At 44.0% G+C, this 15,610-nt stretch carries 11 protein-coding genes and 1 pseudogene; 4 read left to right on the forward strand and 8 right to left on the reverse strand.

Features of this window, described 5'->3' with window-relative positions; genetic code table 11:
* Positions 1–33: 33 nt before the first annotated feature.
* Genes IQ257_RS14190 through IQ257_RS14200 form a run of 3 tightly spaced genes read right to left on the reverse strand, consistent with a single transcriptional unit; the run spans position 34 to position 2,226 of the window.
* A complete protein-coding gene (locus IQ257_RS14190; RefSeq protein WP_193933072.1) occupies positions 34–585 on the reverse strand; it encodes a chemotaxis protein CheW in 552 nt (183 codons plus the stop codon).
* 15 nt (positions 586–600) lie between these two features.
* Positions 601–966, reverse strand: a complete 366-nt coding sequence (locus tag IQ257_RS14195) for a response regulator transcription factor (protein WP_193876721.1) — start codon at positions 964–966, stop codon at positions 601–603.
* Between the two features lie 39 nt (positions 967–1,005).
* On the reverse strand, positions 1,006–2,226 hold the full coding sequence (locus tag IQ257_RS14200; RefSeq protein ID WP_322744333.1) for a response regulator: 1,221 nt from the start codon (positions 2,224–2,226) through the stop codon (positions 1,006–1,008).
* A gap of 860 nt (positions 2,227–3,086) precedes the next feature.
* On the opposite strand from IQ257_RS14200, the gene IQ257_RS14205 reads away from it, so the two are divergent.
* Both IQ257_RS14205 and IQ257_RS14210 read left to right on the forward strand, forming a co-directional pair.
* Positions 3,087–3,566: a VOC family protein gene (locus IQ257_RS14205; protein ID WP_193876725.1), complete on the forward strand. Its 480-nt coding sequence runs from the start codon at positions 3,087–3,089 to the stop codon at positions 3,564–3,566.
* A gap of 244 nt (positions 3,567–3,810) precedes the next feature.
* Positions 3,811–4,587: a sulfite exporter TauE/SafE family protein gene (locus IQ257_RS14210; RefSeq protein WP_193933074.1), complete on the forward strand. Its 777-nt coding sequence runs from the start codon at positions 3,811–3,813 to the stop codon at positions 4,585–4,587.
* Between the two features lie 49 nt (positions 4,588–4,636).
* On the opposite strand, the gene IQ257_RS14215 is transcribed toward IQ257_RS14210, so the two are convergent.
* The gene (locus IQ257_RS14215; RefSeq protein ID WP_193876729.1) at positions 4,637–4,786 is read right to left on the reverse strand and encodes a hypothetical protein; all 150 of its coding nucleotides are present in this window, start codon (positions 4,784–4,786) and stop codon (positions 4,637–4,639) included.
* Between the two features lie 36 nt (positions 4,787–4,822).
* Here IQ257_RS14215 and IQ257_RS14220 point away from each other — a divergent pair, with 36 nt between their 5' ends.
* Positions 4,823–6,166, forward strand: coding sequence for a D-alanyl-D-alanine carboxypeptidase (locus tag IQ257_RS14220; RefSeq protein ID WP_193876754.1), 1,344 nt, complete (start codon positions 4,823–4,825; stop codon positions 6,164–6,166).
* A gap of 158 nt (positions 6,167–6,324) precedes the next feature.
* A pseudogene (locus tag IQ257_RS14225) lies at positions 6,325–6,454 on the forward strand (IS5/IS1182 family transposase); the annotation flags it as partial.
* On the opposite strand, the gene ppsA reads toward IQ257_RS14225, so the two are convergent.
* From ppsA to IQ257_RS14245, 4 genes are all read right to left on the reverse strand, one after another.
* Positions 6,455–9,070: a phosphoenolpyruvate synthase gene (gene ppsA, locus IQ257_RS14230; protein WP_193876731.1), complete on the reverse strand. Its 2,616-nt coding sequence runs from the start codon at positions 9,068–9,070 to the stop codon at positions 6,455–6,457.
* A gap of 149 nt (positions 9,071–9,219) precedes the next feature.
* Positions 9,220–9,375: a hypothetical protein gene (locus tag IQ257_RS14235; protein WP_228060705.1), complete on the reverse strand. Its 156-nt coding sequence runs from the start codon at positions 9,373–9,375 to the stop codon at positions 9,220–9,222.
* A gap of 5 nt (positions 9,376–9,380) precedes the next feature.
* Positions 9,381–10,739: a TrpB-like pyridoxal phosphate-dependent enzyme gene (locus IQ257_RS14240; protein ID WP_193876734.1), complete on the reverse strand. Its 1,359-nt coding sequence runs from the start codon at positions 10,737–10,739 to the stop codon at positions 9,381–9,383.
* A 140-nt stretch (positions 10,740–10,879) separates the two neighbouring features.
* Positions 10,880–15,286: an ATP-binding protein gene (locus IQ257_RS14245; RefSeq protein WP_193876736.1), complete on the reverse strand. Its 4,407-nt coding sequence runs from the start codon at positions 15,284–15,286 to the stop codon at positions 10,880–10,882.
* Positions 15,287–15,610: the final 324 nt, after the last annotated feature.

The following is a 15,610-nucleotide window of genomic DNA, read 5'->3' on the forward strand; positions in this document are numbered from 1 at the left end:
CCGCTCCACTGCCTCCCAACTCCCCAACTCCCATCACCCCAACTTGGGCATTGAGGAAAGAATTGCTTCCCCGTCAAGAAGGAGTAACATTTCACCGTTGGATTTCAAAGTGTATCCGCGCAAAAATGGCTCTAGTTCGGGGGTGAGCGTTGATGATGCTGGGGACTTGATCACATCTGGATTGCACCACTCAATATCTTCGACTCGGTTTACCACTAGCCCCAGCATCTGATTATTAATGTTGTCACTATCACAAACCTGTAGTACCACTGCCCTGTGGGTTGAAGCGCTTATCTCTTGTTGATACCAGGGAGTCAGCCCAAGGAGATGCCCCAAATCGACCATCCAGAGGATTTCACCCCGCCAGTTGTAGACTCCCATCACCCAGGCAGGCAGATAGGCAATAGGTACAATTTGACCGACTGGAACAGTTAATACCTCAATCAGTTCTTGAATTGGTAGGAGTGCGGTTGTATCGGGTTCAAGATAAAATCGCAAAAACTGTTCGTTGGCGGTTAGGGAGGGGAGAGAGGGTTTCTCTAGAGGAGGTAACTGATACTTGGAGATTGATAAAGAGTCAGACATTGATTTGGGTGAAGCTTAGTACTTGATCAAGCGTTTAACCGTCTGTGAAAGCTCTTCCTGATCGACAGGCTTGGAGATGTAAGCATCGGCTCCTTGTTTCATTCCCCAAAATTTATCCATTTGGCTCCCTTTGGTGGAACACAGAACAATGGGTATATCCTTTGTTTCGGCTGTCGTTTTTAGTTCGCGGCAGATTTCAAAACCACTGATCCCCGGTAGTACGACATCGAGAACGATAACACTGGGCTTGTAGTGGCGAACTTTAACGAGAGCTTCTTCTCCAGTGTGGGCAATCACGACATTGAGACCGGCTTGTTTTAGGCAATCTGTGAGCACAGCCATTTGAGTCAAGCAATCTTCAACAACTAGGGCAGTATCCATGGTATTTTCCTCAGTAAAAAAGAAAAAAACAGAAAAGGTTTAGGGTAAGGATGAATGACGAGTTGCACCTTGTTCTAAGTGCTTGCGGATGGCGCTTAACACGTTTCCTGCATCTAACGGTTTGCTCAAGAAATCCGAGGCTCCGACGAGCCTCGCCCGAACCCGATCCACAATGCCATCATTCCCAGTCAAGATTAAAATCGGGGTAGTGCGGAAATAGGACAATTTGCGTAAGTGAGCACAAATTTCATACCCGTTAGTGTTGGGCATCACTAGATCTAGAAAAATCACATCTGGCTTACGAGCTAACAACATAGCGATCGCTCGCAAACCATCACTCACCCCTAAAAACTCATAGCCAGCAGCGGTGAGAAGAGATTCCATGGTTTTGCACACTAAAGGACTGTCATCCACACAGGCAACCAAAAACTGGGCAGGCTCTGCGGCTTTAGAGATGATGGGTGGAGTGGGGACTGTTGGACGAACCGGAGTCGCTAGATCCGGAATGCTAATGAGTTCTACCAATTCCAAGTGCAGATAAGGCAGGAACGAAGAGACGACTTGGACAACATCTCGCTTCATCAGCACGGCGATATCGTACAGGGTGTACTGCCCGTTGAGAAGTCGGGTTAGGGTTTGGTAAATCTGTGCTGATGTGCGTTGTCGGAGTTGTTCGGGTTGTTTGATAACCGGAGCTAGGTTGGGACAATAGTGAACAACCTGAGCATCTCGCCAAACTTGCCACCTTATTTCAATCTCTGTGAGCGCTTGTTGCACATCAATGGGGACAAGTTGCCCAGATAAGGAGTGATCTTCCTTGATTTGATGAGTAACGGGCATTGCTTGCACTACATCAAACAAAATCTCGGTAATGATCAAGCGAATTATTTTCGCGGCTTGTTCCCGAGAAATTTGTTGTTGCGCCACCCACAAGCACAGTAGCTGATATTCCCAACAGGCTGTAAAGGCTGTAATATCAAGCCCCGATAGATCCCATTGTCTGGCTAAACTACGAGTCAGCATCTGAGGACAGTGAGTTGCTAAATGTCTGCGCCAGCGTCTTACGACATGAACTCCTCCAGTTGCACAGATGATCTTACCCAAGGATAGATAAATAAACCACTGTTGTCCCGTTCGAGCGGTAAACACGAGTTGACCGCTAAACCGCATTTGCTTTAAATTTTCGAGAAACTGAATTGGCTTGAAAGCCGAAAAAAAGCGAGTTGAAACAATAGGGGTAGCTTGCCTGGTCGTTCTCACTACACTATCTCCGTGATGGACTGATTGAAAAAAACTAGACATCAAAATTTTGCAGGCGTTTGGAGTCAGCAAATGCGCCCTGAAGCTGATCTCTAAAAAGCCTAGAAGTACAATATTTCAGTACGAGGGCAGTTGAATTCTAGTAAACCGCCTATCTAAAAGCTGTTTACTCAGATTAAAACTATGGATGTATACCAATATTTCCTAGCGGAATTTGCAGTTATGTATTTTTTCGGTATATTACCTTGACTGAATGAGATTGAAATCGGCTACCTAGTTGATTGTGTTGTAGCTTTTCAGTAGGTAGATGCCAGTCAACACTATGGTACAAATCGATGTAGAGCAGAACCCTTGTTGTTGACACAGCAGTGTCTCTGGTAGTTTATGCAATCTGGTACAGCGTTTTTTTGATAACGGCTGAGTCGGCTAGTTTTTTAGGAAACTTCATCTCATTCAACTTGCCAAGTTTCGTAACAATACCAGCACTAGAGCAGGCAGAATACTAGTTTTTGTAAACACACCTATTCAATTATTACCCTAACTCAATGTAACTTGACAATAGTGATTAATAATTAAAAGGAGTTGTCTTACAACGCAATCTGAATCAAAAATAGTCCTAGAGAGACTTACAAATATATCGTATTACATAAAATAATAAAATCGTAATTCGCTCCATTTAATGTATGACAAAAAGAGATTGCTGTATGACAAAAAATGGGTGCATTTTTCGGTATGATCCGTTAATCATTCTCTTCATTAACAATATTTAAAGTTTCTGTAAAGTTTCCAAATTTCTATGGACAGTCCCTAGGTAGGCTATGCCAATATTGATTTAGGGAAAACAAAAGATTCTCACCTCGATGAATCCAACTGATTTCCTTAAATCTAAAACTGCTAATCATAGACCAGGGAGTTTATCCATGACAGTTGTGCCATTTCATCTCTCTATGTGCGTTACCGATCTTGAAAAAACTCGCTACTTTTATAAAGAGATCCTTGGCATTGAAGAGCGTCGTGCTAGCAAATCATCCGCTCATTTCGACTTTTTCGGTACTCAATTGACTTGCCATCATTTACCGGGATATGACGCTAAAAATGTTCAACGAGAAGTTGATGCAGAAGACGTACCTATCCCCCATTTTGGAGCGGCATTAAATCTTGAGGAATTTGAAAAAGTTAAAAAGCGGCTCCTTGCAAATGATACTAAGTTTATTAAAAAACCACGGGTTCGTTTTATTGGCAAAAATCATGAACAACACGTTATGTTTATCGAAGATCCTTCGGGACACGGCATCGAAATAAAATCTTTCACTAAGGCTCCCGAGAGAACTTGGGCGTAAAATCACTGTAAGAGGTAATCTGTGAGTGCATTATCAAGAGTGCTAAACTTAGCCTCTAAGTCTAGATGTTAGCTGATTGGAAATGCACTCACTTTTTTAGACAACCCTAACGTATATCAATGCTCAAGTTGATTGATTTTATAAGTAAAACATGGTAGTCTACCGTCTGAAACTTATTCAAATTTATTCTTCAGAGGATTTAACGTAGACGTTTCATTTGCATCTGTTGGGTGTATCTACTTCTATGAGTTTTATGAATGGTTTAGACCCTTCGTTCTTCGGTTTATTATTGATCGGAATTATTACCGGTCTTCTCGCGGCGATATTAGGCATCGGCGGTGGACTGCTAATGGTTCCGACTTTAACGTACTGGGGAGCCACTCCTCTACAGGCAGTCGCAACTAGTTTGGTAGGAATAGTCCTTGCCTCAGCTTCAGGAACTTATCAAAATTGGCGGATGAAACAGTTGAACTTAACCCAGGTTCTGCTGTTAGCTCCTCCGGCAATGCTAATGACAGAAGTCGGTGTATGGATAGCCAATGCATTGCCACCCAAAGCATTACTGATAAGTTTTGCCGCTTTGCAGGTGATAGCGATTTATCTAATTAGCCTCAAACGCAAACTCCGCCCAGCTCAATCGACAAAAACTTCTATTGAACAGCGAATCTATCAGAGTGAAGGTATTGGTTTACTGGCTGGGGTTCTTTCGGGTTTGTTTGGCGTCGGCGGGGGCATAGTCATGGTTCCCCTGCAAATGCTGTTTCTAGGAGAAACAATCAAAGAGGCTGTGCGCACTAGTTTAGGGGCTATACTCCTAATCTCTAGCTGGGCAATTGCTCGTCATGCTGCATCCGGCAATGTATTATGGCTAGCTGGAATTTGTCTAGGAAGTGGCGCTCTTTGTGGCGCACAAATCGGAGCGCGGCTGCTGTTTAAGTTACCCGAAAAGCTTGTGACTCTGTTGTTTCGGGGTTTGTTGCTGTTGATGGCAGGGTACATGATATCTAAAGCCTTTGCTTAAGGGGAAAGGGGGAGTAGGGAGTAGGGAGTAGGGAAATATTACATAGCAGTTAATGCTGCCAGCTAGTCGGACAAGTTGCTGCATTGAAATTCGCCAGCTCACGCTGCGCTGCCAAGCGATTGGCAAGTAAGTTTAGCGATCGATCCGGATGCCAAAATGCATTAGAGACATTACATACAACGTCTCTACTGGCGTTCATAATAGGAACTTGAACGTTTTGGCTCAGATGAACCCAATGCTAAAACCCTTTCCCTTGACGGCTACTCTATTTATTGTCCTGCTAGCATTCCTGAGTGGGTGTTCCAACTCGTCTGATACTTCGCAGCAATCTGTTAAGGAAGTCGAGAGTGCCGCACAACCGGAAAATCCCGCAGAACTTGAGAAAAAACCCGAGCTAATCTCTCTCGCGCCTCCCCATAACCCCGATCCCGCCACCCAAGAGAAAATTGAGCAGTACATCAATGGGTTGGCAGCCAAGGGATTTGCCAAGCAAAACCACGGGATATGGATTCAATCGGGTAACACGCTTTTAGCTAATCACCAAGGTACAGTTCCCCTACCTGCTGCTTCTATCACCAAGGTGGCAACGTCTCTCGCTGCACTTTCTACTTTCAGTCCCGATCATCAATTTATTACCCTCATCGGTGCAACAGGTGCCATTGAAAACGGTGTCCTGAAGGGTGATTTAGTGATTCAGGGAGGAGAAGATCCGTTTTTTGTCTGGGAAGAAGCGATCGCTCTCGGTAATACTTTAAATCAGCTCGGTATTCAGCAGGTGACGGGGAATTTAGTCATCACTGGCAAATTTTACATGAATTTTGAGTTTGACCCCCTCAAGTCAGGGACTCTGCTCAGGCAAGGGTTAAATGCTCAAACTTGGTCGGCTGAAGCCCAAACCCAATATCAAACCTTACCCCCAGGCACTCCAAAACCCCAAGTTGCGATCGCGGGTTCCGTTCAAGTATCCCCCTTACCTCCTAGCAACGTGCAACCCCTAGTGCGCCATTCTTCTTTCCCCCTCGCCGAACTGGTTAAAAAAATGAATCAGTACAGCAACAACAAGATGGCAGAAATGCTAGCCAATTCCGTTGGCGGTGCCAAAGCGGTATCCTACAAAGCAGCAGAAGCAGCAGGGGTTCCCCAAACTGAAATTATTCTAGTCAACGGTTCGGGTTTGAGCGAACTTAACCGGATTTCTCCCCGCGCCGCCTGTGCCATGTTTCTGGCGCTTGAGCGGTATCTTCAGCCGTATAAAATGACGGTTGGGGATATCTTCGCCATTGTGGGACAAGATGAAGGGATATTAAATCAGCGCCAGATTCCCTCGTTAGCCGTCGTCAAATCGGGAAGTTTGAATAATGTTAGTGCTTTAGGGGGAGCTTTACCCACTCAGCAGCAGGGAACTGTTTGGTTTGCCACGATGAATGTTGGATCTAACTTGGAGGGTTTCCGCACCCAACAAGAAGCACTTTTACAGGATTTTGTCAATCAGTGGGGAGCGGTTCAAGCTTTGCCAGAAGAGTTACAACCGAATCCGGACAGGAGTAGTAAAACGTCACGGGATGAGATTTTAAATTAGGGTTCTGTTGTGGAAACGTATTCTGTAAGAGGCTGTCTCTAAAGAAATGTAAAGTTGGCTGAACTAGGCGATAGCGAAGCGAGTAAAGCGTTCGCCCTTGGCGTTGCCGAAGGCTAGCGCAGATCGCTGGGGACGGTGCTAGGGCGTGTTCTCACTCGTACCGGGAACGCAACCGGGTCGAGCGGCCGATCAACCGCCTGAAGCAATTTCGGCGGGTTGCGACGCGCTACGAGAAGCAGTCCGCTTCCCTACCAGGCTATGCTCACGCTCGCTGCGATCCTCCTATGACTATAGTTTGAGAACATACCCTTCTGTTCCATGCACGCGAATTCGTTGCCCATTTTTTATCAGTTTGGTAGCATTATCCACTCCGACAACTGCTGGTAAGCCATATTCACGTGCGATAACTGCTCCATGGGTCATCAGCCCACCAACTTCGGTGACTAGGGCTTTTATGGATACAAATAATGGTGTCCAGCTAGGGTCAGTAAAGGCGGTGACTAATATATCTCCATCTTCGAGATCAGCATCTTCCATGTTTAAGATGACACGTGCTCGTCCCTCTATAACTCCGGCAGAAACAGGTAGACCTACAATAGCTTCGGCTGGGAAATTTTCTCGTTTGTACTTACCTGCAACAATTTCACCATCAGACGTGATAACACGGGGCGGAGTTAGTTTTTCATACAATTTGTACTCGTCTTTTCGTTTGCTGATGATCTCGTAATCCAGTTTATTTGTGCGTACAACTTCACGAAATTCTTCAAAAGTGAGATAGTATATATCTTCTTTTTCATGAATAACGTTGGCTTGTACAAGTTGATCGGCTTCTTTCACTAAAGCCTGCTTATAAACTAAATAGCGATTAACTATGCCGTACTTGGGATATTCACGATAACCGATGAAATTCCGGAGCAGGTCGATCTTTCGTTTGGTTTCTTCCGCTGTTTGTTCACCATCTGGTAATTGCTTCAATCGCTCTAATAACTCTTGTTCTTTTTTCAAAGCTTCCAGTCGCCCTTGCTCAAATTTCCGATCGCTTTCACCAGGCTCAAAGTTTTTGATGTGACTGAGAATCATGGGGATAAGTGCCGTTGGTTTTTCGCTCCAACGAGTTCTCGTAATATCGATTTCTCCGCTACATCGCATTCCGTATTTGTTGAGATAAGCATAGATAGCGTTTCGGGTTTCCTGCCCGCCATTAAACTGAACCAGGTCATCCAAAAAGTTATCGTCTTTTACATGTTGTAAATACTCAATGACTTCGGGATAAGGACGAATCACATCTGCGACATCCAATAACGCCAGACCCATTTCCGAGGTGACATTGTTGGGTACGGATTGAGAAAGCTTGTCTGCTACAGCCTTTTCACCTAACCACTCCTCCATGTTTTCATTGAGCCATGATGAAGCATTCATAGCAGTCATAATCACACCCAAACTTTGTGGATCAAATAAACTCTTCTTTAATTTCTGGGTGTCTTCCAGAATAAAATCAAATAAATCCGCTCCTAATTTCGTTTGGATGTGATGTTTTAGCTCGTCTATTGATGCTTGATTACTCTTAATCAAATCAGAAACGATGGTGGGATCGTATTCGATTTGCGTTTGAAAATTTGCAGGCGATATACCTTTATTGTTTTTACCGGGACTTAGTTCTTTTTGATCATCGGGTAACGGCTTTATAAAATATCCTTGCTCTAGGATGGTCATAAGTGCGTCTTTTATGAGCGGATCGGATTTTCCCAATGCATCTACTACAATTTCTCTTCTAACAGGTGAAGCTAGATCATGTGTGATATCAACAAACAATCTTCCACCAGCTTTATACATGGGTCGAGCGGCGGTTAACTGCCATAACGACAATCCCAAGGGTTTCATGGGGTCGGTCATCATTTGTTGATGACCCACAGAGACATAAACGTGATTGTCCTGATCCGTTGCTTCAGGGATGGGATATAAGGTCGTAATCGGTCGGCTCTGAACAATATAAAATGTGTCATCGGTCAAACACCATTCGATGTCCTGGGGATATCCGAAATGTGCTTCGATCTTCCTACCTATGTGCTCAAGCTGCAAAATCTGCTCATCTGTCAGCGCTTGCCTGTTCTGTCTCTCAGGCTCAATCTCCTGTTCTTTCGTACCGCCATCTTTTAAGGCGTAAATAGCCAGTTTCTTGGTGGATATCTTCTTATCGATAACCTTGCCGTTACGCACTTTATAGATATCAGCATTCACCAGGCCGGAGACCAAAGCCTCACCAAGTCCGAAGCTGGCATCAATGGATAACACCTTCCTATTAGAAGTGACGGGATCGGCAGTAAACAAAATTCCTGCCACCTGCGGAAAGACCATCTTCTGAACAACCACAGACAGGTGGACTTTACGGTGGTCGAAGCCGTTTTGAAGGCGGTAAATTACTGCCCTCTCGGTAAATAGTGATGCCCAGCATTTGCTGATATGCTGATAGATTGCCTTCTTTCCGATAATGTTCAGATACGTATCTTGCTGGCCGGCAAAGGAGGCTGTCGGTAAATCCTCGGCAGTTGCGCTGGAGCGTACTGCATAGGCGTTTTTTTCTCCAAGCCTGGAGAGAAGGCGGGTGATCTCTTCATTAATGTCTTCAGGGATGGCTATCCCTTCGATGACCCGGCGAATCTCACCGCTAAGTTCACCGATTTTATCCCGGTCTTCCACCAATAGATGCGATAACTGATCAAGCAATTCGTTAATCGACGACGTTTCCCAAATGATTCTTTTAAAGGCGACCGTAGAAAGACAAAAGCCATCTGGTACGTGTATTCCTTCAATCCTGGAAAGTTCCCCCAGGTTCGCGCCTTTACCCCCAACAACCATGATTTTTGTTTTGTCAATGTCCTGAAAACTAAGCACATAGGAACTCATATATTTACCTCCTTTGGTAATTCCTTCTTTGATAATTTTGATGACATCCTTCGGGCTAAAAGGGGTAAAGATAGCGAAGCTACGACTGGGAAGCTGATCGATCGGGACAATGATGAACGTAGGCAGTTGCGATTGGGGTTGTGCCTTGCTCAAAGGGAACCTGAATCACCCGACGCTGAAGCTGTTGAAAAAGAGCGATAGCGAAGCGAGTAAAGCGTTCGCCCTTGGCGTTGCCGAAGGCTAGCGCAGATCGCGTCTTTGTCTTGAATATCAACAACTGAGGGCGGTAGAAAATCAGCTCTCATTCGCCCTAACCGACAACAGGTAATCCTGCCAGAGCCATCGCTACTTCCTCTGCACTGTACTCAGTATCGACTAGTTTTCCTGCCTGATAGTCCATGTACGCCTGCATATCAAAGTGTCCATGACCGCAAAGATTAAACAAAATCACCTTGCTCTCTCCAGACTCTTTGCATTTTAATGCCTCATCAATCGCTGCCTTAACCGCATGGTTGGCTTCGGGAGCGGGAAGAATCCCTTCGACACGAGCAAACGTCAACCCTGCGGCGAAACAACCTAACTGATATTCAGAGCGGGTTTGTGCGAGTCCCAGGTTAACCACATGGCTAACGAGCGCAGCCATCCCGTGATAGCGTAAGCCACCCGCATGAATGCCTTCTGGTACAAACGTGCTGCCCAAGGTATGCATCTTGACTAACGGAGTCAGATGTGCTGTATCGCCGAAATCATAGGCGTACTTGCCACGAGTTAGAGTTGGACAGGCGGCGGGTTCCACGGCAATAATCTCAACCTCTCGCTCACCGCGTAGCTTTGCGCCCAGAAAGGGAAAGGCGATTCCGGCAAAGTTGCTGCCCCCACCTGTACAACCAACGACAATATCTGGATAATCTCCTGCCATTTCTAGCTGTGCCAATGCTTCTTGTCCAATCACCGTTTGGTGCAGCAAAACATGGTTGAGGACACTGCCCAAAGCGTACTTGCTCTCCTCATCCCCGGCGGCAACTTCTACCGCTTCACTGATAGCGATGCCCAGGCTACCTGTGCTGTTGGGATACGCTGCCAGGATTGAGCGCCCTGCATGGGTTTCTTCACTGGGACTGGCAACCACTTTGGCTCCATACGTTTCCATCAACGCTCGACGGTACGGCTTTTGGTTATAGCTGACTTTCACCATATAGACCAGCACTTCCAGCCCAAACAGTGCCCCAGCAAATGCCAGTGAGGAACCCCACTGTCCGGCTCCGGTTTCCGTGGTCAGTCGCTTTACGCCTGCTTGCTTGTTATAGTACGCCTGGGCAACGGCTGTATTCGGTTTGTGGCTTCCGGCAGGGCTAACGCCTTCGTATTTGTAGTAAATCTTGGCAGGGGTATCGAGGGCTTTCTCCAGTCGGCGTGCCCGATAAAGCGGGGTCGGTCGCCATTGACGGTAGATGGACTGAACCTCGTCAGGAATCTCAATCCAACGTTCCTGGGTGACTTCCTGTTCAATTAGGCTCATGGGAAAGAGGGGAGCCAGGTCATCGGGAGTAATGGGTTGCTCGGTGCCGGGATGGAGAACAGGGGGGAGAGGTGTGGACAAATCCGCCTGAATGTTATACCAGGCAGTGGGCATTTGGTCTTCCGACAGGAGGTATTTGATGGTGTCCATTCGGGGTTCTAGAGACAGTAGCGGCAGTTTGCGTTGAGGCTTCTATTGTCGCTGATCGCTCCTCTCGCGCAAAACCTTGAGCAAGGAAGTGTTATGGTTCAGTAGACAACAGTCAGAGTTTCTCCCATTCTGTTCCGTGCTTATTTCGGGTCTTCCATCACACCTTCCAGAAAGGCGATTGCACCTTTGCCCAACGGGTTTTGCTCAGCATAGTGTTCGCCGACTTTGAAAGCTGCTTTTTTACCTCCATTCCATAGCCGCTTCAAATCGAGAAACTTTTGCCAACGAAGAGGCTGCTTCTGTTGAATTTCTTTAGCTTCAACCTCAATGATTTGAATTGCCGTTTCATCTGTGACCTTTGGATATTTTTGTTGCAGATCACTGATGAATTGCTCAAAATCAGCTAGCAAAACTTCAAAATTTTGCTCTGTGGCAGCAACATTTTGAGTAAACTCTTGCTTGCTACCCTCAGCCGCATAGTTTACACCAATAGTTGAGTATTGCTGATTAAAAATAGGTGACTGGTTTGACATTAGGATTAGCCTTTCTACAGATGTTATCTTTACGCTAGCAGAAGTGTTTGAGTAGGCGGATAGCTGTACATCCTCAAGCCCCAATATGTTTCGGAGCTGTTGTCTCTCAGCCTCCGATATATCGGGCATAGCTAAAATCTTTAACATTTCATCCTGCGAAAGTAACTGACGAATTCTATCTGTCTCTCCATCCTGTAGTAGACCTCTGACTGCCCAGATTCTTCCAATATCCAGAGGTCTTGATAGTGACATCAGAGTTTGGGTACTTATTTGCTCAACTTCCTTATAACCTTGCTCTTTTGTAATTTTGATAAGTAGGTCTGATCTAAGTTCATCCAACCAAGAACGGGCATCAAAGGGTGGATTTCTTTCACTCAATGCCTGCTCTACTACATTAAGTCCATTTTCTAGGTATTCCAGTCGAGATGTCAATGAACTAGGTTGTACAACAAGGTATGATAAAGCATTCTTAATCTCTTGACTGTCAGGATATTGCGTAATTATTTCAAAAGCAATTTGCCAAAAATTAGTACTTTGGATAGATAATATATCGCAAACTATTTTGGCTTTAGCTTCGGATTCTAGAGCAAATTCTATTAGAAAATTTGCATCTTCTTCCTGATTAATAATTCCTTGAAGGTGCCAAATAATTCGATGACTTTGATATGATTCTTGCAAAATAGCTTCCAAAGGAATTTTGATGGCAACCACACGATTGCATTTGCATAAAAAATCCCAAAACTCTCTTTTGTGATTCCTGTTAATAGGGTTCCAAGATTTATATTCTATTAATTGTTTTAAAAGTAGTTTTTCTAGAAGTTTAAAGCCTCTTTCAATATCAGTTTGAACGAGATGCAAGGCAAGCTGATCAAAGTAGTAGTCTTGATCTGCTGTATCACTTGCCTCCAAACAATTCCAGGCAAACTCGGCAAGTTTACCCTCAATCTCTTTTTCGAGATGCAACCACCTAGAGAAAGATCTAACAACTGCTGCTGCATTCCTCAAGTCTGAACCCCCTATAGCTTTAAGCAAATGGAGATACTCGCCCGAATTGAGATTGCAAAGCCATTTACCCCACTCAAGTACATTTTCAACAAAACTGGGATCAACTCGTTTATCTCGAATCAATTTCACGATTCGATTGACCCCTTCTAGATCGCCTCCAAGTTTCTGAGTAGCAACAACTATTGCTTTAGCTTTAACCTCACCTAACTCCGTAAGTTTATCCAAGTAGTTACTAACAAACTGTCGATCAATCTGACTTAGACCTCCGAGGTAAGCTGAAAAGATATTAATGCCATTTGGTCTGATACCAATTTTTTCAATTTGCGTTAACCATTTTTGTTTAGAATCTAGCTTTCCAAGCCAAAAGGAAAAATTGTGTGCTTCTTGTGCTTCTACAGAGCAAAGCCACTCTAGTAATTCTCTTGTTAAAATGGATGGTTTATTTATAACTTCTTGTGCAAGCGTTTTCGCCTCAAATTCGTCACGATATATAGGTTTCCCGTGTTCATCTAGTTCATATTCATTGTGGCTTTTTGTCCAACTACTTGCCCATCGCTTGAGCCTGACTGAAAAATCAGCATTATTGAGCAAATCAAGTAAATAAATAATATTATTAAGTAACTTTATAACCTCAGGTTTTGTTTCTGAATTGAACTTATTTTCATCTTCTTTGTAAAAATTATAAACGCTATGTAGAGCATCAGCAAGTTTGGAAATTGGTAAATAAATTTGTTGGTTGAGAACCCAACCTACAGTCTTTTGAAATACTGAAGCCGTTATTTCTGGGGAAAACTGGAGCATTGAGAACTCTGCAATCACCGTTGGAAGCGCTTGTCTGGCTGCTTCAGCTACTTGAGGTTCATCGGACTGGGCTAACTCGACTAGAAGCATGAGTAAAGCCTCTTGATAGCTCCAAACATCACCCCAAGTCATCTGGGGCATTGGATCGAAAGGCTTATTACCCTTTCCCTCCCTAAGAAAGTGATAACCCCACCGATAAAGAGTAGTTTTGATTACCTCAATGACAAGTAGGCGCGATTCGATAGTGGATTGATTTGATGATGCAAATTTTTTTAGAAGTTCGAGTCTGTATTTTAGAGGTAATGGTACTTGTGAATGAAGTGGACGGAAGCATTGACAAAATTTACCAGTGGAACTGCTGTTGTTGGCGCTAGTTGGTTCGGTCTCAGCAATCAGTCCTAAACACCGGAGTGATCGTAAACTTGTTCGTTCACGAAATATCAGTTCTTCAAATACCCAGACTAAAGCATTTCGTTCTGAGTATTGCAGAGATTTGCGCTGTTCCAAAGTTGTAGATTTTAAATTTTGTTCAATTAACTTGATGGTTCTATCTGGGTTTGCACAAGCTGCCAAGTAAAGTATTTCTCTGTTAGAAATAGCACTAGATAAATCTCGTAGTAATCCATCTAGATTGAATATCTCATCCCAGAACCAAGCAATCTTCTCTGGATTTAGCCCTTGTAATCGCTGAATCAATCGCGATCGCTCTTCCTGGCTTAAATCAGCAAATAGTGCTAGGAACTCGGAACGGCGACCTTGTAACAAAGAAGCAGCGAGATGATTTGCAAGTAATGGCGGAGTAACTTCAGCATATACACCTCGAATCTGCAAAAACCCTGCCTCAGTAAGGCTACCGATCGCTTTAGCTACTGCATCAAACTGAACATTTTGTCCAAACCATTTACATAAAACCTTTATCTCTCTATAGCCTCTACCCTTAATTTCAACATACTCTAGCAAACTCAGTAACTTGAGAATATCAACAGCAGTGTTATCAATTTTTCCTCGAATTTCTTGCTCAAGAGCTTTAGCAATTTGCTCTACAAAACTATCGTGTTCTTCTCTAAGGGTAGATCCTTGCTTCGCTGCCAATAATAATATTCCTGGATTCCCCCCCGCCTGTTTGACAACCCATGTCTCCATCGCATAGTCAAATCTAGCTTCAGAAGCTTTCAAAAGCTCTCTTGATTCCTCTTCTAAAAGATGAAAGAGTTGAAGCCCTTTGATTCGCTTATCTAATCCAAAATTAATCGTAGGCGAATTCTCTGAAGTCGGCAATGTGATTACAAGTTTGAGACTACTGGATGAGAGTACTTGATTAACCAGATTTTTGGCTTCAGTAGGATTAGGATCTTCAACAATAACAATTGTTTCCAAATTGGGTGATTCAAGATAACGCAAATCACTTACTTCGACTGTGCGATTTATTGAAACTACAGTTCTAATCGAACACTGCTTTGTTGCTTCCAGTACAAGTCTGGTTTTTCCAATATCCTTTGCTCCCGAAAGCATTACTACTCGGACTTTGGAGTTGTTAATAAGAGTTCTCAACTCATTTAACTGCTTATCTCTCCCAATTAAAGAGATGTTTGCACCATAAATTTTCTTGTTCTCATGCTCAAACCAGGCTTGCTGCCATGTTGTAAATTTAGCAGTTGAAAAGAAGCTTGAGCGTAGATGAGGAAGATTATTTAATGAACTTGCTAAGAATGCAGCTTCTACAACTTCAACGGCAGTGATCTCTGGTTGCTCACAGCCATCGAAAATCTTTGCTCTTAATTCATTCTGTTCATCAAGTGTTAAGTGTAAGTTAGTAAAAAGAACATATCTACTTGGTTGGCGTTTATTTCTATCAACCAAATCTTTGAGAGCGCCCTTTAGAGCAGTCTTTAATTTTGAAAAAATTTCTGTCCTGTTTCGAGCGGAAACGTCACGATGCTTGTACTGATAAACATTCCATCCAGAACTTAAAAAAGCTGATGAGTGCTTTTGGATAGGCGCTATTTCTATTGTCCACTCTGCATCCCTGCCACCATCGGGAACATAGATACGTTCAGTAAAGGAAGGTAAGGAGGAGCATTCTTTACCAGCAGATGCCCAAGCGACAGAATTACAGAGAAGCACAAAGATTTGCGGAGAGAATTCTCGGCTGACAATGCGTTCAATTTCCTCTGCACTAATGCACTGTCCATGAACCAATGAGGTCATATTTCTCTGGAGGAGATGTTCTATTGTAAATCTATGCTAACAACAAGACAGGAGCTAATATCAGCAGGAGCTGAGAGCGTTTGATAAACATTGTTGTAATTGGAAGCGGCTTTGGTGGGCTATCAACCAGGCAAGCTACCACCTGGGCTAAAAAGCGTTCCACTAGAATCCAAAAGCTCTTCACCCGGCGATTGACATGCTCAATGACGAGCCATCATCGCCTCAATGCTCAGTTATATGCTTCCTAACCCCATACTATAAAAGAAGTTACGTTAAAATCGCCATCCAAACCTGATCGCTCCTAATCTGGAAACAGACCAGAGA

It is taken from the genome of Coleofasciculus sp. LEGE 07092, from assembly GCF_015207375.1.
Taxonomy (GTDB): domain Bacteria; phylum Cyanobacteriota; class Cyanobacteriia; order Cyanobacteriales; family Coleofasciculaceae; genus LEGE-07092.

Coding starts and splice junctions, on each gene's coding strand:
- IQ257_RS14210 (WP_193933074.1), top strand. CDS start 3,811: ATGAGTTTTATGAATGGTTTAGACCCTTCGTTCTTCGGTTTATTATTG.
- IQ257_RS14220 (WP_193876754.1), top strand. CDS start 4,823: ATGCTAAAACCCTTTCCCTTGACGGCTACTCTATTTATTGTCCTGCTA.
- IQ257_RS14240 (WP_193876734.1), bottom strand. CDS start 10,739: ATGGACACCATCAAATACCTCCTGTCGGAAGACCAAATGCCCACTGCC.
- IQ257_RS14190 (WP_193933072.1), bottom strand. CDS start 585: ATGTCTGACTCTTTATCAATCTCCAAGTATCAGTTACCTCCTCTAGAG.
- IQ257_RS14235 (WP_228060705.1), bottom strand. CDS start 9,375: ATGAGAGCTGATTTTCTACCGCCCTCAGTTGTTGATATTCAAGACAAA.
- IQ257_RS14245 (WP_193876736.1), bottom strand. CDS start 15,286: ATGACCTCATTGGTTCATGGACAGTGCATTAGTGCAGAGGAAATTGAA.
- IQ257_RS14215 (WP_193876729.1), bottom strand. CDS start 4,786: ATGAACGCCAGTAGAGACGTTGTATGTAATGTCTCTAATGCATTTTGG.
- IQ257_RS14205 (WP_193876725.1), top strand. CDS start 3,087: ATGAATCCAACTGATTTCCTTAAATCTAAAACTGCTAATCATAGACCA.
- IQ257_RS14195 (WP_193876721.1), bottom strand. CDS start 966: ATGGATACTGCCCTAGTTGTTGAAGATTGCTTGACTCAAATGGCTGTG.
- ppsA (WP_193876731.1), bottom strand. CDS start 9,070: ATGAGTTCCTATGTGCTTAGTTTTCAGGACATTGACAAAACAAAAATC.